Here is a 17,638-nt window from a genome sequence, read left to right on the forward strand (position 1 = left end):
CCCTGCATGAGCCTGACGCTTGACTCCCTGCTGGAACACGCCCTGCGTAACGAAAACCTGCACCGCCGCTATCAGGCGCTCGAACTGTCACTGATCGGCGCACCGGATTTCGCCGGGTTTCTGGCCGTGCTGCGCGACGAATTGCCCGCAGTGCTGGCTCCGCGCGAAACCCTGCTGGTGGTGGCCGATCCCGATGGCGACATTGCCACCATCCTGGGGCTGGACGAGACACTGCCGCCCGGACTGGTCCTGCTGCGCGATGCTGGCGCACTGGAACAGGTATTTCCTGCCGGGTGCCGCGATCCGCTCCTGGGGCGGATCGGCCATGAAGTGCAGATCGGCCTGCCGTGGCAGGGTCCGGTGCTGAGTGCTGCCGTGCTGCCGCTGGTACGCCAGAACAGTCTGCTGGGCCTGCTGGCCATCGGCTGCCACGATGCAGCCCACTATGAACCGGGGCAGGGGACGGATTTCCTCGAGCGGTTTGCCGCCATCGTGACCCTGTGCCTTGAAAACGTGTTGAACCGCGAACGGCTGAAATGGCTGGGGCTGACCGACCCGCTGACCGGTCTCTACAACCGCCGGTATTTCGAGCAGCGCTTGCAGGAAGAAGCGCAGCGTACCCGGCGTCATGGCGACCCGCTGGCCTGCCTGATGCTGGATGCCGACCACTTCAAGCGCATCAACGATACTTGGGGTCACCAGGCCGGTGACGTGGTGCTGAAGGTGCTGGCCCGACGGGTACGCCAGCAGCTGCGGGGGTGTGACGTGGCGGCACGCATCGGTGGAGAGGAATTTGCCGTGTTGCTGCCGTCCACGCCCGTGCGTCACGTGCAGCTGGTGGCTGAGCGCATCCGTCTTGCGATTGCCGGCGAGCCGGTGCATGTCTCGCCGGACTGCGTACTGCAAGTCAGCGTGTCACTGGGGGCCGCCATGCTGGCTCCCGGTGCTGCCGATATCTCGCCCGAGCGCCTGATGGCCCGGGCAGATGCGGCGCTGTACCAGGCCAAACGCAACGGGCGCAACCGCACCATGCTGGCGGCCGCCGGAGTGTCCGCATGAGCGGGGTGGCGGCCTACCAGTCGCCACGTGTGCGGGCATGGCAGCGTTTCCGGGCCCACCGGCGCGGCTGGTGGAGCCTGTGGCTGTTTGGCTGCCTGTTTGCCGTCAGCCTGTTCGCCGAAGTCCTGAGCAACGACCGCCCGCTGCTGGTGCACTATCAGGGCGACTGGTATTTCCCGCTGCTGGTGGATTATCCGGAAACCACGTTTGGCGGCGACTTTGCCACGCCGGCGGATTACCACGATCCGTTCGTGGTGGAAAAACTCACCCGGGACGGCAACTTTGCCCTGTATCCGCCCAATCCGCACCGCTTTGACAGCATCAACTATTACGCTGCCGACCCGTTTCCTGCGCCACCCGGTCACGACAACTGGCTGGGCACCGATGACCGCGGGCGCGACATTCTGGCGCGCCTCCTGTACGGCTTTCGCCTCAGCGTGCTGTTTGCCCTCGCCCTGACCGCTGTCGGCACCCTGATCGGTGTGGCCGTCGGGGCCGTACAAGGGTATTTCGGCGGGCGGACCGACCTGTTCCTGCAACGCTTTATCGAAATCTGGGGCTCGATGCCCGAGCTGTACCTGCTGATCATTTTTGCGTCGCTGTTCACGCCCAGCCTGTGGCTGCTGCTGGTGTTGCTGGCACTGTTCGGCTGGATGGGACTGGCTGATTACGTGCGGGCGGAATTCCTGAAAAACCGGCAGATGGAATACGTGCTGGCCGCGCGGGCGCTGGGACTGGGGCCGCTGGCGATCATGTGGCGGCATGTGCTGCCCAACAGCCTGACGCCGGTGATCACCTTTCTGCCGTTCCGCATTTCCGGCGCCATCCTCGCGCTGACTTCGCTGGATTTCCTCGGGCTGGGAGTGCCGCCCGACACGCCAAGCCTTGGCGAGATGCTGGCGCAGGGCAAGGACAACCTGGACGCCTGGTGGATCGGGCTTGCCACCTTTCTGGTGCTGACCGGTACGCTGACCCTGCTGATCTTCATCGGTGAAGGGCTGCGCGAGGCGCTGGACCCGCGCACGGAGGGACGGGCATGAGTGCGCTGTTGCAGATCGAGCGCCTGAGCGTGCGCTTTGGCAGCCACGAAGTCGTGCGCAACCTGAGCCTGACGCTGGCAGCCGGCGAGAAGCTGGCGCTGGTGGGGGAATCCGGCTCGGGCAAGACGCAGGCGGCCAGTGCCCTGCTGCGGCTTTATCCCGAGGCAGTGCTGGGCGGCCGGGCCGACTGGCAGGGGCGCGACCTCTTGCAGTTGCCCGAAGCCGGGCTGGCGCGTGTGCGCGGGCGCGAGATCGCCATGATTTTCCAGGAGCCGATGACGGCGCTCAATCCGCTGCACCGCATCGGCGAGCAGATTGGTGAGGCGCTGTGGCTGCACCGCAAGCTGCGCGGCGCGGCGGCCAGGGCCGAGGCGATCGCCCTGCTGGCGCGTACCGGCATTGCCGAAGCGGAAGAAAAGGTGGACCGCTATCCGTTCGAGCTGTCGGGCGGGCAGCGCCAGCGTGCCATGATTGCCATGGCGCTGGCGTGCAGTCCGAAACTGCTGATTGCCGACGAGCCGACCACGGCACTGGACGTTACCGTGCAGGCGCAGATTCTCGACCTGCTGTCGGACTTGCAGCGCGAGCACGGCATGGCCGTGCTGTTCATCACCCATGACCTCAACCTGGTGCGGCGCTTTGCCGACCGGGTGGCGGTCATGCGCGCGGGCGAGGTGGTGGAAAGCGGGCCGGTGGCCGAAGTGTTCTCCCGGCCGCAGCACGACTACACCCGTGCGCTGCTGGCCAGCCGGCCGCAACCCTTGCCGCCGGTAGCGGCAGGTGACGCGCCGCCGGTCCTGGCAGCGCACGGCCTGAGCGTGACCTTCCGCCGGCGGCAGGGCTGGTTTGGCCATCACGATACCCGGGCCGTGCGTGAAGTCAGTGCCCGGCTGCTGCCGGGACGGACGCTGGGGCTGGTGGGTGAATCCGGCTCGGGCAAGACCACGTTCGGGCTGGCGCTGCTGCGCCTGCTGGCCGGAACCGGTGAAGTGGTGTTTGGCGGGCACAATCTGCTGACCTTGCCCGAGCGGGCCATGCGGCCTTTGCGGCGCGATTTGCAGGTGGTGTTCCAGGATCCGTATTCATCGCTGTCGCCGCGCCTGACGGTGGAAGAAATCGTCGGCGAAGGGTTGCGCCTGCACCGGCCCGAACTGGACGCGGTTGCCCGGCGCGAGCGGGTGATTGCCATGCTGGCCGAGGTCGGGCTGGATTCCGGCGCCTTGCCGCGTTATCCGCATGCGTTTTCCGGCGGACAGCGGCAGCGCATCGCCATTGCCCGGGCGCTGGTGCTGGAGCCCAAAGTGTTGCTGCTGGACGAGCCGACCAGTGCGCTGGACGTGTCGATCCAGAAACAGGTGCTGGATCTGCTGTTGCGGCTACAGGCGAAGTACGGACTGGCGTATCTGTTCATCTCGCACGATCTGGCGGTGATCCGCGCCATTGCCCACGAAGTGCTGGTGCTGCGCAACGGCCGGATGGTGGAGCAGGGGCCGACCGAAGCGCTGTTTGCCAGCCCGCAGGCCGATTACACCCGCCGGCTGCTGGCTGCCGCGCTGGGGCACGAACCGGAGGTACTGACGGCCATGACCCCGGACAGCAACGGGCAATCAGCCGTGGCCTGAGTACGTGTTGCCGGCGCAATGCCGGCAAGCGTGACGAAACCGCTGGCCGGTATTGCTCCGTTGCTGTTTTCTGCTGCCACGCCGGAGTGCCCTTTGTTCATGAAGTACAACAGGCGTGCGGTCAGACCGGCAGCTCGCCCTGCTGTGGCGGACGGTCAATGCGGGCGCCGGTGTTACCCAGTGCCAGCCGCAGGGTGACGCGTTCGTTTTGTGCCAGTGCTGCCGGGTCCAGCACGGCTTGCCCCCGGGCGTTTTCGACAATGGCGTAGCCACGGGCGAGTACGGCTTGCGGGTCGAGGGCATCAAGCCGGGCAGACAGGGATGCCAGCCGGTGGTGCTGGCGTTCCAGTTGCGTGCTGATGGCACGGGCAAGCTGCTGGCGGTTGCTGGCCAGCAGGGCTTGCTGGCGCTCTTGTGAGGGGCGGGCGCGCAGCAGCCGGGTTTGCAGATGGACGACCTGCAGGCGGGCGAGCTCTTGCCGCCGGGCCCAGTGCTGGTGCAGCCGGTATTCGGCCTGAGCCAGCCGTTCGCGCTGGCGGGCAATCCGCTCGCCGGGGTGCGTCAGTCGCAGGGCCAGCCGGTCGAGTTGCTGGCTGGCGCGGTCAAGCCGGTGGTGCATGGCCCGGCCCAGCCGGAAATCCAGTTCGGCCAGCCGGGAGAGCAGGGCGTCGCGGTCCGGGCTGACCAGCTCGGCCGCCGCCGTCGGCGTCGGGGCGCGTACGTCGGCGGCAAAGTCGGCAATGGTGAAATCGGTTTCGTGCCCGACACCGCTGATGACCGGCAGGCGGCAAGCCCGGATGGCGCGGGCAACCTGTTCATCGTTGAATGCCCACAAATCTTCGATGCTGCCGCCTCCGCGGCAGACAATCAGGACATCGGCATCCTGCCGGCGGCTGGCCGCTTCGATGGCGGCCACGATCTGGGCCGGTGCCGTGTCGCCCTGTACCTGGGTGGGGTAGAGCACGACCGGAATCTGCGGAGCCCGGCGGCGCAGGGTGGTCAGTACGTCACGCAGGGCCGCGGCTTGCAGCGAGGTGACGATGCCGATGACTTTCGGGTGCGCTGGCAGCGGACGCTTGAGCTGATTGTCGAACAGTCCTTCGGCGGCCAGCCGGGTCTTGAGCGCTTCGAATGCTGCGTACAGGGCGCCGAGACCGGCCTCCTGCATCTGGCTGACATTGATCTGGTAGTCACCGCGTGCTTCGTAGAGCGATACGGTGCCGCGCACTTCGACCCGCAGGCCTTCTTTCGGGCGAAAACCCAGCTGGGACAGACGGTTGCGGAACATGACGGCACGGATCTGGGCACGCTCGTCCTTGAGGGAAAAGTAGGCATGGCCAGAGGCGGCGAGGGTCAGGTTGGAGATTTCCCCGCTGATCCAGACCGGTGGAATGGCCGTTTCCAGTAATTCACGTGCGATACGGTTGAGTTCGCTAACACTTATGATGTTGTTCTGGATGGTCATGTGGGAGCGGTTTTCCTGATGTTTGTCAAGCCATCCACAGATTTGTCTTGCTGGCGTGGAGGGGAATGTTGCGGCGTCATGACGTGACAAAAAACCGCTTGATAATTTCAAGTTGTTGATTTTTTTGAATAAAAAATATTTGCCTACAAAACAGGCAACCCAGTAAAACCCTCGTCTGTCGAGGCTTTGGCCGGAGCGGGCGACTTTTCCCCACAGGGTTATCCACAGGATTTGTGGATGACCGGAAAAAAGCCTTGCCGGATAAGCGTTTGCCGGTTTTTGTACCGGCCGGCGTTCCGGGCCTGCTTGGCTGTCCCGGAACCGCTCGCGTAAAGTGTAGCGTTTGCCCGTTGCCGGAGTCATGCCCCGTGTCGTTTTCCCTGCTGTGCCCTGCGCAATGGTCGCATCAAGAGGATTGGCAATGAGCCTGGCCCGCCTGATCGAGTCGCACTGGTATGCGCCGCGCCGCTGGCTCCTGTGCCTGCTGGCACCGCTGTCGGGGCTTTTTGTCGTCCTGTCGGCGCTGCGGCGCCTGCTGTATCGCACGGGAGTACTGCGGGCCGGTCATGTGCCGGTGCCGGTCGTGGTGGTTGGCAACATCAATGTCGGTGGTGTCGGCAAGACGCCGCTGACCCGTTATCTGGTCAGCGAGTTGCAGGTACGGGGCTGGCAGGTGGGGCTGATCAGTCGCGGTTATGGCGGCCGGCACCGCCAGCCGACGCCTGTGCTGCCGGACAGTGACCCGGCGGAGGTTGGAGACGAGCCACTGCTATTGGTCCGGGCGGGGTGCCCGCTGTGGGTGGGACGGGACCGCGTGGCGACGGCCCGGGCTTTGCTGGCGGCGCATCCGGAGGTGGATGTCATCCTGTCGGATGACGGTTTGCAGCATTACCGGCTGGGGCGCGATGTTGAAATCGCCGTACTGGACGCGGCGCGCGGACTGGGCAATGGCTGGCGCTTGCCGGCCGGACCCTTGCGGGAGGGCCCTCGCCGGCTGGCTTCGGTGAATGCGGTGGTGCTGAACGGGGAGGGCAGCCTGCCTGCCGGCTTGCCGGATCATGTGCCTGTTTTCCGGATGCGTTTGCAGCCCGGCATGTTCTGGCAGCTCAGTGCACCGGCAGAACAGCGGGCTGCGGAGGAATTCAAAGAGCTGGATTGCGTGGCGCTGGCCGGCATCGGGCATCCCGAGCGGTTTTTTGACACGGTGCGCCAGCTCGGGATTCCGTTGCGGCAAACGCTGGCTTTTCCGGATCATCATGCCTTTGTGCCGGCCGACGTGCCTGTGGCCGGGGCAGTTCTGGTGACCGAGAAGGATGCGGTGAAACTTGTCGCTTGCAACAATGTTACACTCTGGGCTTTGCCAGTGTCGGCGGGGCTTGAGCCCGATTTGGCCGACTGGCTGGTGCATACGCTCGAAGGACTTCCGCATGGACGCCAAGCTGCTTGAAATTCTGGTTTGCCCGATCTGCAAGGGGCCGCTGGTCTACAAAAAGGAGGCCGGCGAACTGGTCTGCAAGGGAGACCGGCTGGCTTTCCCGGTGCGTGACGACATTCCCGTCATGCTGGAAAGCGATGCCCGCGAACTGGCCGCTGACGAGGACGCATGATGGCTGGCGGTTTTGTCGTCGTCATCCCGGCGCGCCTCAAGTCCACGCGTCTGCCTGACAAGCCGCTGGCCGACATTGCCGGCAAGCCGATGGTGGTGCGCGTGGCCGAGCGGGCCTTGCAGTGCGGCGCATCCCGCGTGGTGGTGGCGACCGATCATGCCAGCATCGTCGATGCATGTGCCGCTCATGGTGTCGAGGCCCTGCTGACGCGCGCGGATCATCCGAGCGGCACCGACCGTCTGGCCGAAGTGGCTGACCTGCTGGCTCTGCCGGATGACCAGGTGGTCGTGAACGTGCAGGGCGACGAGCCGTTGATCGAGCCGGCCGTCATTGACCGGCTGGCAGCCACGCTGGCCGGCAGTAGTGCCCCGATGGCCACGGTGGCCCATCCGGTGCACGATGCCGACGATTTTTTTAACCCCAATGTTGTCAAGGTCGTTCTTGACCGGCATGGCGAGGCTCTTTACTTTAGCCGGGCCCCGCTGCCTTGGGCCCGCGATGCGTTCGCTGCCCGGCCGGACGTACTGCCGCCAGACATGGCGGCATTGCGTCACGTCGGATTGTACGCCTATCGCGCTGCATTCCTGCGGCAATACCGCTCGCTGGAAGCTTCCCCGCTGGAATCCTTGGAGGCGCTTGAGCAATTGCGCGTGCTCTGGCACGGATTCCGGATCGCGGTCACCGTGCTTGACGCTACACCGGCTGCTGGCGTGGATACGCCCGCAGACCTTGAGCGCGTGCGCCAGAGTTTTGCAGCACCCTGAAAACGACGACAACAATACTTATCTACATTGGAGCCACACCATGAAGTTGATCCTGTTGGGCGCACCGGGCGCCGGCAAAGGCACGCAAGCCCAGTTCATTTGCCAGAAATTCGGCATTCCGCAGATTTCCACCGGCGACATGCTGCGTGCTGCCGTAAAGGCTGGAACCCCGCTGGGGCTGGAAGCCAAAAAAGTCATGGATGCCGGTGGTCTGGTATCTGACGACATAATCATCGGGCTGGTGAAAGAGCGCATTGCCCAGGCCGACTGTGCCAACGGTTTCCTGTTCGACGGCTTTCCGCGCACCATTCCGCAAGCCGAAGCCATGAAAGCAGCCGGTGTGAATCTGGATTTCGTGGTGGAAATCGACGTGCCGGACAGCGCGATTGTCGAGCGCATGAGCGGGCGTCGTGTGCACGTCGCCTCGGGCCGGACCTATCACGTCAAGTTCAACCCGCCGAAAGTGGCAGGCAAGGACGATGAGACCGGTGAAGACCTGATCCAGCGCGCTGACGACAACGAGGAAACCGTTCTCAAGCGGCTGGCGGTTTACCATGAGCAGACCGAAGTGCTGGTGGGCTATTACTCCAACATGGCGGCATCCGGCGACAAGACGGCTCCGACCTATGTCAAGATTCCGGGGGTCGGCTCGGTTGACGGTATCCGTGATGCCATTTTCCGCGCATTGGGTGCCTGAAAACGCCCGTAACCTGATGGCAGGCGTCCTGCTGAGGTTTGTCCTGAACTGCTGACATGCGCTTGCTGCCACAACAGCCCGGCCAGGCTTTGCCTGCCGGGCTGTCTGTTTTTCTGGCATGGCCGACATGTCCTTGCGGAGCAGGCCGGAGAGTGTGCGTATAGACTGAAACATCGCCTTTCCAGTCGAGACGCATATGGATGCCACGCTTTATACGCCTCGCCCTCCGGCCAAGGCAGGAGCCTCAGTTCGTATCCTGCGCTTTGCTTACCTGCTGGGAGGGACGGAAGGAGATGACCCGTACGCAGAGCGGGAGGTTTGCGAGCTTGGGCGACTGGGACATCAGGTCTTTCCCGTGTCACTGGATGCCGCCCCGGACCCGCTGGCGACAGGGCAGGAACAGGTTCACCGGGGCAACAAGGTACATGTCCGGAGACTGGGGCTTGGCAAGTCGGGCTTTGCGGCAGTCATCCGGTTGTTGCAGCAGCATCCCCGGAATGGATGGCGTGCCTTTGGGCTGGCATGGCGTTCTGCTCGCACTGGTCAGGCATGCGGCCACCACCTGCTGGCAGCGTGCAAGGCTTTTCTCCTGGTGCAGTTCATGCGCCAGAACCAGCTTGAACACTTGCATGTGCGCATCAGTGAACAGACTGCTGACCTTGTGCCTGTACTGGCAAACCTGGGTATTGCACATTCCCTTCACATCAGCCAGTCGGGTGTAATTGCATCCTTGCCTGCCGCGTATTGGCACTCATTGCCTGAAAGCTGTCGCTTTGTCCTGGCATCTAGCCGGCATGTACGTGGCCAGATGTGGTGGCAGGCCGGGCAACAGGCTTTCGAGTGCTCTGATGTATGCCTTGCCGGCATTGACCTGCTGCGTTTTGACTGGCAGCCCCCTCCTGGACGCAAGGATGAGTTCCGTCTGGTGTCCATTGCCGGTTTGCAACCAGTGCACGGGCATGGGCTGCTGTTGCAGGCTGTTGCCGGGCTTGTCCGGGAGGGACGGCGTGTTTCCCTGACAATAGTGGGTAGCGGCCCGGATTTACCAGATCTGCAAGCGGAGGCATGCCGGCTGGGAATCAGTGAACGGGTTGTCTGGCACCCCGAAGCCACTCTGGCAGAACGCTATTACCACTTGCGCCAGGCCGATGCGTATGTCCATGGATGTCTCGGAGAACAGGTGCCTTGCACATTGCTGGAAGCCATGGCCATGGGAGTGCCCTGCATTGCAACCCGTGTTGCCAGCGTGCCGGAACTGGTACGGGAGGGCATTGACGGATTGCTGGTTACGCCAGGTGAGGTGAAGGCATTGTCCCTTTCCATTATCCGCTTGCTGGATTCTCCAGAGTTGTCTCTGGCAATTAGCTGTACGGCCAGGAGACGTATCGAGGAGCGGCATGAGCTTGGTCAGACAGTTGCCGGCCTGACTCAAATAATGGAAAAAAACATGACGTGATTTGAAACGTCATGCGAAGCATTACGGTCGTTTGAAAGCCATAACGAAAGCATTGTCATCCAGACTGGTTTGAATAATTGACGTTAAAAATGATTCATCTGAAAGCTGGGCGTGTGGCGAGCGTGTGCTATATCCCAATTGAGACCACAAAATGTTTTGCTTCAGTCAAAAAATTGAATGACAGGAGAGCACATCATGTCAGCTGATGTTTTTGAACGATTCGCTTCACGCTATGACCGTATCCGGGAAGAAGAATATTCGCTCAAGGAATATCTCGAACTTTGCCGGCAGAATCCTCTGACTTATGCCTCAGCCGCAGAGCGGATGCTGATGGCAATCGGAGAACCGGCAATCGTGGACACACGCAACGATTCACGTTTGTCCCGCATCTTCATGAACAAGATGATCAAGGTTTATCCGGCATTCCGGGAGTTTTACGGGATGGAGGAAGCAATTGAACAAGTTGTTGCCTATTTTCGTCATGCAGCTCAGGGGCTCGAGGAGAGAAAACAGATTTTGTATCTTCTGGGACCTGTTGGAGGTGGTAAATCTTCCATTGCTGAAAAACTGAAGGAACTGATGGAAAAAATACCGTTCTACTGCATCAAGGGTAGTCCGGTAAACGAGTCTCCACTTGGTTTGTTCAGCCATGATGAAGATGGCGCAATCTTGGAGGATGAATATGGTATTCCTCGGCGTTATCTCAAGACCATTCCCAGCCCATGGGCTGTCAAGCGATTGCATGAATTCAATGGTGACATCAATCAGTTCAGGGTTGTACGTCGTTACCCTTCAGTTTTGCGCCAGATTGCCATTTCAAAAACAGAACCTGGTGATGAAAACAATCAGGATATCAGCTCTTTGGTTGGTAAAGTGGATATCCGGAAACTCGAGAAATATTCACAAGATGATCCGGATGCGTACAGCTACTCTGGAGGGCTGTGTTTATCCAACCAAGGGTTGCTCGAGTTTGTAGAGATGTTCAAGGCACCGATAAAGGTGTTGCATCCGCTCTTGACCGCAACACAGGAAGGAAACTTCAAAGGCACAGAGGGATTTGGTGCCATGCCGTTTGATGGGATCATTCTGGCTCATTCTAATGAATCAGAATGGAAACAGTTTAAAAATAATAAAAATAACGAGGCATTTTTGGACCGCATATATATTGTCAAGGTTCCATATTGTGTGCGCGTATCTGAGGAAATAAAAATATATGAAAAGCTTATAAAAAATTCATCTCTTTCTGATGCTCCTTGTGCGCCAGGTACTTTGAAAATGATGGCGCAATTTGCAGTCCTTTCAAGAATGAAAGAGGTGGAAAACTCAAATCTTTATAGCAAGATGCAGGTCTATGATGGTGATAACCTGAAAGATACTGATCCCAAAGCAAAATCAATACAGGAATATCGGGATTTTGCCGGAGTGGACGAAGGCATGGCAGGGCTCTCCACCCGTTTTTCGTACAAAATACTATCCAGGGTTTTTAACTTCGACAACGTGGAGGTGGCAGCAAACCCCGTGCATTTACTGTATGTACTTGAACAGCAGATAGAAAGAGAACAGTTTCCTCAAGAACTGGAACAAAGATACATGGGTTTTGTAAAAGAATATCTGGCACCAAAATACGTTGAATTTATTGGTAAGGAAATACAGACGGCTTATCTGGAAAGCTATTCTGAATACGGTCAAAATATATTTGATCGCTATGTGACTTTTGCAGATTTCTGGATACAGGATCAAGAGTACAGGGATCCTGATACAGGTGAATCCTTTGATCGTGGGTCACTTAATAGTGAGCTTGAGAAAATAGAGAAGCCGGCTGGGATATCTAACCCAAAAGATTTCAGAAATGAAATCGTAAATTTCGTTTTACGATCAAAGGCTAATAATTCTGGTAAAAACCCACTGTGGACCAGTTATGAAAAGCTGCGCATGGTAATTGAGAAAAAAATGTTTTCCAATACCGAGGAGTTGTTGCCGGTTATTAGCTTTAATACGAAATCAAGTTTTGATGATGCTAAAAAGCATGAGGATTTTGTCAATAGAATGGTTGATAAGGGATATACGGCCAAGCAAGTGCGCTTATTGTGTGAATGGTACTTGAGGGTCAGGAAATCAAGTTGATTCTACTTATGGCTAATCATTGTGCATGCATATCATGTTTGGGTGATTTATTATGTCACGAATCATTGATAGACGATTAAATGGCAAGAATAAATCTGCTGTAAATCGTGAGAGGTTTTTGAGAAGGTTCAAGACTCAAATAAAAGAATCTGTCTCTCGTGCAATCAAGGGAAGATCTATTACTGATATAGACAATGGGGAGTTGGTTACGATTCCAGCGAAAGATTTGTCTGAACCTGCCTTCCATCATGGCAATGGTGGAGTGAGAGAAGTTGTACACCCGGGAAATGAAGAGTTTGTCAAAGGAGATAAAATTCCCAGGCCACAAAATGATGTAAAAAAAGGGACGGGTGACAAGGCTGGAAATGGGGGGGGGGGTACTGATGATTTTATATTTCAACTAAACCGTGATGAGTTTCTTAATGTTTTTTTTGAAGATTTAGCTTTGCCGAATTTGGTAAAAACTCAATTGATGGGTATTGATGAGTTCAAGACTGTAAGAGCTGGGATTACTCTGGATGGGACACCTTCAAATATTAATATTATCAGATCTTTGCGTAGCGCTTTGTCTAGAAGAGTTGCAGTTGGGTCTCCGGCTTTATCAAGATTAAGGGATTTGCAAGAACAGCTAGATCAAGCTTTGACTTGCGACATCATGAATGATGATGCAATTGAGATTTTGAGAATGGAATTACATGATTTAAGAAGAAAGGTTCACAAAATTCCATTTCTGGATCCTCTGGATTTACGATTTAATAACCGTGTCAAACTGCCTATGCCTACTAGCCAAGCGGTCATGTTCTGTGTGATGGATGTTTCAGGCTCTATGGATGAGTCAAAAAAAGATATTGCCAAAAGATTTTTTATAATTTTGTACCTTTTTTTGAGGCGCCAGTATCAAAAGATAGAATTGGTTTTTGTGCGTCATCATACTAGTGCCGTAGAAGTTAACGAACATGATTTCTTTCATTCCAGAGAATCTGGTGGCACCGTTGTAAGTTCAGCATTACAACTTGTTGGAAAGATAATTGCGAACAGGTTCCCTACTCAAAATTGGAATATCTATTGTGCCCAAGCATCAGATGGAGATAACTGGGATAGCGATTCTGCTAGTTGTGGACAAATACTTGGAGGTCAGATTTTACCATTGGTTCAATATTATGCATATATTGAGATAACAGATGGTGAGCCACAAAATCTTTGGTATGAATATCTTCGTATCAAAGATAATAGCAGTAATTTTGCAATGGAAAAAATAAGGTCCCCAACTGATATTTATCCAGTATTTCGAGAGCTTTTTAAAAAACAATCTGTGGGATTTGTTAAATAAGATTGTAAGGGACTGATCATGGACCATCCATCAAGATTGATTACTTCTTGCTCTGATTGGAATTTTTCTTTGATAGAGAAGTTCGATCTTGAGATAAAAAAAATAGCCTGCGATGAGTTTATGCTTGATGTTTACCCTGTTCAGCTTGAAATTATTACGGCTGAGCAGATGATGGATGCTTACTCTTCTGTCGGTATGCCTATTAGTTATCCGCATTGGAGTTTTGGGAAGCATTTTGTTTCAACAGAAAAAAATTACAGGCGTGGCCATATGGGGCTTGCGTATGAAATCGTTATAAACTCTAATCCATGTATTGCGTACCTGATGGAAGAGAATTCCATGCCAATGCAGGTGTTGGTTATTGCGCATGCTGCATATGGTCATAATAGTTTTTTTAAAAATAATTATCTTTTCAAGTCATGGACCGATGCAGATTCAATTATTGATTATCTCGTTTTTGCAAGAAAATATATCGTGGATTGTGAGGAGAGATATGGTGTTGATGCAGTTGAAGAACTGTTGGATTCATGTCATGCCATTATGAATTATGGTGTGGACAGGTATAAAAGACCTGCCAAATTGTCTTTGGAGAAGGAACGTATCAGGCAAAAGGAGCGTGAGAGGTATTTGCAATCACAGATAGATGATATTTGGAGGACTATTCCTAAGTATTCTCGTGACCAAGATGGTGGTGAGGCGGAAATATTCCCATCTGAGCCACAGGAAAATTTATTGTATTTTATTGAGAAATATGCTCCTTTATTAGAACCATGGCAGAGGGAAATTGTCAGAATTGTGCGGAAAATGGCTCAATATTTTTATCCGCAGAGACAGACTCAGGTAATGAATGAAGGGTGGGCTACGTTTTGGCATTATTGCATTTTTAATAGGTTACATGAAAAAGGATTAGTTAGTGATGGCTTCGTGATGGAGTTTTTGCAATCTCACACAAATGTAATTTATCAACCTTCTGTAATGAGTGGTCATTACAACGGTATCAATCCATATGCTTTGGGGTTTGCAATTTTTCAAGATATGCGTAGAGTATGCGAATCTCCTACTGACGAAGATAAAAATTGGTTTCCAGATATTGCTGGTTCTAATTGGATTGATTCTCTGGATTTTGCGATGAGAAACTTTAAAGATGAAAGCTTTATTGCTCAGTACTTGTCGCCGAAAGTAATTCGTGATTTCAGGTTTTTTTCGATAAAAGATGATGATTGTGAAGATAGTCTATATGTACCGGCGATTCATGATGATGAAGGATATCAGGCCATTAGAAGTTCTTTGAGGGATCAATATGATTTAAGTCTCAAAGAGCCTAATATTCAGATATGGTCTGTTAATGTAAGAGGGGATAGAAGCTTGACTATGAGGCACTATGAGCATAACAGAAGGCCTGTTGATGTTGAAAGTGCTCGTGAAGTATTAAAACATATGGCTAGGCTCTGGGGGTTTGAAGTTCGACTTGAAAGTGTCGATAAAAATGGTTGTGTTTGCAGAGTGATTTAATGTGATTCCAAATGGGTAATAATAAAATGCAAGCCATGCAAAAAAGCATGGCTTGCATTTATGGTAACTACATCATGTGTTGTCCACCATTAATTGCATAATCTGCTCCTGTAATAAAACCTGCGTGTTCAGAAGCCAAGTAACTTACCAAGTGTGCAATTTCTTCCGGTTTGCCTAGGCGACCAACGGGAATCTGGTCGATTATTTTTTGTCTGATGGAGTCGTCAATGGATAAAACCATATCTGTTGCTATGTAGCCTGGACTGATGGTATTGACGGTAATGCCTTTTTTTGCAACTTCCTGAGCCAAGGACATTGTGAAGCCATGCATGCCTGCTTTCGCTGCAGAGTAATTGACTTGGCCGAATTGACCTTTTTGGCCGTTTATTGAAGATATGCTGATGATGCGTCCAAATTTATGCTCAATCATACAATCGATAACTGGTTTGGTCATGTTAAACAAACTGTCCAGGTTGGTTCTGATTACACTATCCCAATCCGTCTTGTTCATTTTTTTGAAAACACTATCTTTTGTTATGCCGGCATTGTTTACCAAAATATCTATTTTGTCGAATTTTTGTATTATTTGTTTTACTACTGCGGTGCAAGATTCGTAATTTGTTACGTCGCATTGATAAGCATGGATCGTATATCCTTGCTCTTTCATGTCAGATAACCATTGTATTTCTTTTCCTGGCTTCGAATAAGTTGTTGCAATGATACATCCTGAGTCGGCAAGGGTTTTGCAGATCGCAGTGCCGATCCCTCCCATTCCACCGGTAATCAAAGCGATACGTTGCTGGATCATAATGTTTCCTCCTTTTTGCTTTTGTGACAAAAATTCTATTTGTCATTTATTGTAGTAAACAAAATGTTTATGTCAAGATCATTGTTTGCGTTCTAATTTATAGATTATTCATTTAATGTACATGTTTTTTGATAGTGCATGTCAAAAAAATTGACTATGGTCAAGTTTTCATCAATCGATGATGATGTGTGGATAAATTGAATTAATATGTATGTTGTTGTAAAAATTTATGCATTAAGGTAATAGTGTATTTGATTTGTTTATCGTTTTATGCCTTGTTGGTGGAGTGATTGCTGGGATTGAAACTAAAGAATAATTGGTTTGTAAATGTCAGGATCTGATTGACAGATTTAAAAAAGGAGATAATCTTGAATAATGAACAAGCCGGCACTGAATTGTTGCAAAAATTTTTCTCTAGTCTTACTGAAAACAATGCAAATATTTTGCAGCAGCTTGTCAATAATATGAGTCAAATTGCTTTGCCTGAAGATCCATTGAATCCGTTTGCTTCGTTGTGGAAGGGGGTCGCAGAACAGTCTGGAAATTGGCTCGCTTTTCAGCAATCTTTCTACCAACAGCAAATAAATTTATGGCTGGATTTTTTAGGACGTACACCTCAAGTTACTGTTGATCAAGCAGCAAAGGACAAGCGGTTTTTATCTCCCGAATGGGATGGTCATCCATTTTATAAGTTCATCAAGCAAAACTATTTGTTGACGTCGAAGTGGCTGACTGAAATGGTTGATGGTGCCATGGTTGATGATGAACAAAAAGAAAAAATGGTATTTTTTACCAAGCAATATATTGATGCCATGAGTCCGGCCAACTTTGCCGTTACCAATCCTGATGTTATAAAACAGGCTATTGAGACCAAAGGTGAAAGTCTGGTCGAAGGTATGCGCCACATGCTTGAAGATATGCAAAAAGGGCATATCAGCATGACTGATGAGTCCCTTTTTGAAGTCGGGAAAAATGTGGCTGTAACTCCGGGCAAGGTTGTTTTCGAGAACAAGCTGTTTCAGCTTTTACAGTATGAGCCGACAACTGAGCAGGTGCATGAACGTCCAGTGTTGGTTATTCCACCATGCATCAATAAATATTATTTGATGGATTTGCAGCCTGATAATTCCATGATGCGCCATTTTGTGAGCCGGGGTTATACAGTATTCATGGTTTCGTGGAAATCAGCGGATGAATCCATCAAAACCTACACATGGGACCATTACATAGAGGATGGTGTCTTGGTCGCTGCAGATGTGGTGCGCAAGATCAGCAAACAGGACAAGCTGAATTTCTTGGGCTTCTGCGTTGGCGGGGTTATCTTGACCACGGCTTTGTGCGTAATGAAGGCCCGCAAGCTGGACTGGGTCGAGTCCGCTACGTTCATGACCTCCCTGATTGACCACGATGAGCCTGGTGACATCAAGATGTACATTGATGAAAACCTGATCCGGGCACGCGAAGCCAAAGTGGCGAGCGGACAGGGTGGAATCGTCTCTGGCAAGGAAATCGGTCGAACCTTTTCAAGCCTGCGTGCGAATGATCTGGTCTGGAACTATGTTGTCAACAACTACCTCTTGGGCAAGACGCCACCTCCGTTCGATTTGCTGTACTGGAATAACGATGCGGCCAATTTGCCGCTTCCGATGCATACCTTTTTGCTCAAAGAGTTGTATACCAACAACAAGTTGGTCCAGCCTAATGCATTGACTTTATGCGGGGTCAAGATCGATGTAGGTACCATTGATGTACCGATTTACATCTTTGCCGCCCGCGAAGACCACATCGTATTGTGGAAATCGGCGTACTCCGGTGTGAAGTACCTGACAGGTGCATCTTCGCGGCGCTACGTGCTGGGTGCTTCCGGCCACATTGCCGGATCAATCAATCCGGTGACCAAAGACAAGCGTAATTATTGGGTCAACGAGGATTTGACCCTGAGTGCTGAGGACTGGCTGGCCGCGGCGGAGTCTCGCCCCGGGAGCTGGTGGAAAGACTGGGATGCATGGCTGGAGCCGCGCTCAGGTAAAATGGTTGCAGCTCCAAAAACAGCGGGCAATCGGGAATACAAACCGATCGAAGATGCACCAGGGCGCTATGTCCAGGAAAAAGTGCACGAGTTGATGACTGCCTGATTCCGGCCAGGAAGCCAGT

The 17,638-nt window shown here is 53.6% G+C and carries 14 protein-coding genes; 12 read left to right on the forward strand and 2 right to left on the reverse strand.

Features of this window, described 5'->3' with window-relative positions; genetic code table 11:
* Positions 1 to 6 precede the first annotated feature (6 nt).
* Genes G542_RS0106670 through G542_RS0106680 form a run of 3 tightly spaced genes read left to right on the forward strand, consistent with a single transcriptional unit; the run spans position 7 to position 3,721 of the window.
* Positions 7 to 1,059, forward strand: a complete 1,053-nt coding sequence (locus G542_RS0106670; protein WP_027823719.1) for a GGDEF domain-containing protein — start codon at positions 7 to 9, stop codon at positions 1,057 to 1,059.
* Complete coding sequence (locus tag G542_RS0106675) at positions 1,056 to 2,099, forward strand: ABC transporter permease (RefSeq protein WP_034985183.1); 1,044 nt, start codon at positions 1,056 to 1,058, stop codon at positions 2,097 to 2,099. Before G542_RS0106670 ends, G542_RS0106675 begins: the two co-directional genes overlap by 4 nt.
* Positions 2,096 to 3,721, forward strand: coding sequence for an ABC transporter ATP-binding protein (locus tag G542_RS0106680; protein WP_027823721.1), 1,626 nt, complete (start codon positions 2,096 to 2,098; stop codon positions 3,719 to 3,721). The genes G542_RS0106675 and G542_RS0106680 overlap by 4 nt, the downstream gene beginning before the upstream one ends.
* A 121-nt stretch (positions 3,722 to 3,842) precedes the next feature.
* On the opposite strand, the gene xseA is transcribed toward G542_RS0106680, so the two are convergent.
* A complete protein-coding gene (xseA, locus tag G542_RS0106685; protein ID WP_034985184.1) occupies positions 3,843 to 5,186 on the reverse strand; it encodes an exodeoxyribonuclease VII large subunit in 1,344 nt (447 codons plus the stop codon).
* Positions 5,187 to 5,607: 421 nt separating this feature from the next.
* On the opposite strand from xseA, the gene lpxK reads away from it, so the two are divergent.
* From lpxK to G542_RS17935, 8 genes are all read left to right on the forward strand, one after another.
* Positions 5,608 to 6,633 (forward strand): tetraacyldisaccharide 4'-kinase, encoded by a 1,026-nt coding sequence (gene lpxK / locus G542_RS0106690; RefSeq protein WP_012696584.1) that lies wholly within the window; start codon positions 5,608 to 5,610, stop codon positions 6,631 to 6,633.
* Entirely contained in the window at positions 6,614 to 6,793 is a 180-nt protein-coding gene (locus G542_RS0106695; protein WP_012696585.1) for a Trm112 family protein, read from the forward strand. Before lpxK ends, G542_RS0106695 begins: the two co-directional genes overlap by 20 nt.
* On the forward strand, positions 6,793 to 7,557 hold the full coding sequence (gene kdsB / locus G542_RS0106700) for a 3-deoxy-manno-octulosonate cytidylyltransferase (protein WP_012696586.1): 765 nt from the start codon (positions 6,793 to 6,795) through the stop codon (positions 7,555 to 7,557). Before G542_RS0106695 ends, kdsB begins: the two co-directional genes overlap by 1 nt.
* A 40-nt stretch (positions 7,558 to 7,597) precedes the next feature.
* Positions 7,598 to 8,254 (forward strand): adenylate kinase, encoded by a 657-nt coding sequence (gene adk / locus G542_RS0106705; RefSeq protein WP_012696587.1) that lies wholly within the window; start codon positions 7,598 to 7,600, stop codon positions 8,252 to 8,254.
* A 196-nt stretch (positions 8,255 to 8,450) separates the two neighbouring features.
* The gene (locus tag G542_RS17925; protein WP_081666769.1) at positions 8,451 to 9,710 is read left to right on the forward strand and encodes a glycosyltransferase family 4 protein; all 1,260 of its coding nucleotides are present in this window, start codon (positions 8,451 to 8,453) and stop codon (positions 9,708 to 9,710) included.
* Between the two features lie 195 nt (positions 9,711 to 9,905).
* Positions 9,906 to 11,834, forward strand: coding sequence for a PrkA family serine protein kinase (locus G542_RS0106720; protein ID WP_027823725.1), 1,929 nt, complete (start codon positions 9,906 to 9,908; stop codon positions 11,832 to 11,834).
* Positions 11,835 to 11,886: 52 nt separating this feature from the next.
* The gene (locus G542_RS17930; protein ID WP_081666770.1) at positions 11,887 to 13,164 is read left to right on the forward strand and encodes a YeaH/YhbH family protein; all 1,278 of its coding nucleotides are present in this window, start codon (positions 11,887 to 11,889) and stop codon (positions 13,162 to 13,164) included.
* A gap of 18 nt (positions 13,165 to 13,182) precedes the next feature.
* Complete coding sequence (locus tag G542_RS17935) at positions 13,183 to 14,676, forward strand: SpoVR family protein (protein ID WP_081666771.1); 1,494 nt, start codon at positions 13,183 to 13,185, stop codon at positions 14,674 to 14,676.
* A 67-nt stretch (positions 14,677 to 14,743) separates the two neighbouring features.
* On the opposite strand, the gene phbB is transcribed toward G542_RS17935, so the two are convergent.
* Positions 14,744 to 15,481: an acetoacetyl-CoA reductase gene (phbB, locus tag G542_RS0106745; protein WP_027823726.1), complete on the reverse strand. Its 738-nt coding sequence runs from the start codon at positions 15,479 to 15,481 to the stop codon at positions 14,744 to 14,746.
* A gap of 371 nt (positions 15,482 to 15,852) precedes the next feature.
* On the opposite strand from phbB, the gene G542_RS0106750 reads away from it, so the two are divergent.
* Positions 15,853 to 17,619, forward strand: coding sequence for a PHA/PHB synthase family protein (locus G542_RS0106750; protein WP_244878688.1), 1,767 nt, complete (start codon positions 15,853 to 15,855; stop codon positions 17,617 to 17,619).
* Positions 17,620 to 17,638 lie beyond the last annotated feature (19 nt).

Origin of the sequence: Laribacter hongkongensis DSM 14985, from assembly GCF_000423285.1 — a bacterium.
Taxonomy (GTDB): domain Bacteria; phylum Pseudomonadota; class Gammaproteobacteria; order Burkholderiales; family Aquaspirillaceae; genus Laribacter; species Laribacter hongkongensis.

Excerpts from the sequence above, each read along its gene's own strand:
- G542_RS0106670 (WP_027823719.1), top strand. The coding sequence starts at position 7 with ATGAGCCTGACGCTTGACTCCCTGCTGGAACACGCCCTGCGTAACGAA.
- kdsB (WP_012696586.1), top strand. The coding sequence starts at position 6,793 with ATGGCTGGCGGTTTTGTCGTCGTCATCCCGGCGCGCCTCAAGTCCACG.
- xseA (WP_034985184.1), bottom strand. The coding sequence starts at position 5,186 with ATGACCATCCAGAACAACATCATAAGTGTTAGCGAACTCAACCGTATC.
- G542_RS0106680 (WP_027823721.1), top strand. The coding sequence starts at position 2,096 with ATGAGTGCGCTGTTGCAGATCGAGCGCCTGAGCGTGCGCTTTGGCAGC.
- G542_RS0106695 (WP_012696585.1), top strand. The coding sequence starts at position 6,614 with ATGGACGCCAAGCTGCTTGAAATTCTGGTTTGCCCGATCTGCAAGGGG.
- G542_RS0106720 (WP_027823725.1), top strand. The coding sequence starts at position 9,906 with ATGTCAGCTGATGTTTTTGAACGATTCGCTTCACGCTATGACCGTATC.
- G542_RS0106675 (WP_034985183.1), top strand. The coding sequence starts at position 1,056 with ATGAGCGGGGTGGCGGCCTACCAGTCGCCACGTGTGCGGGCATGGCAG.
- G542_RS17925 (WP_081666769.1), top strand. The coding sequence starts at position 8,451 with ATGGATGCCACGCTTTATACGCCTCGCCCTCCGGCCAAGGCAGGAGCC.
- lpxK (WP_012696584.1), top strand. The coding sequence starts at position 5,608 with ATGAGCCTGGCCCGCCTGATCGAGTCGCACTGGTATGCGCCGCGCCGC.
- G542_RS17930 (WP_081666770.1), top strand. The coding sequence starts at position 11,887 with ATGTCACGAATCATTGATAGACGATTAAATGGCAAGAATAAATCTGCT.
- adk (WP_012696587.1), top strand. The coding sequence starts at position 7,598 with ATGAAGTTGATCCTGTTGGGCGCACCGGGCGCCGGCAAAGGCACGCAA.
- G542_RS17935 (WP_081666771.1), top strand. The coding sequence starts at position 13,183 with ATGGACCATCCATCAAGATTGATTACTTCTTGCTCTGATTGGAATTTT.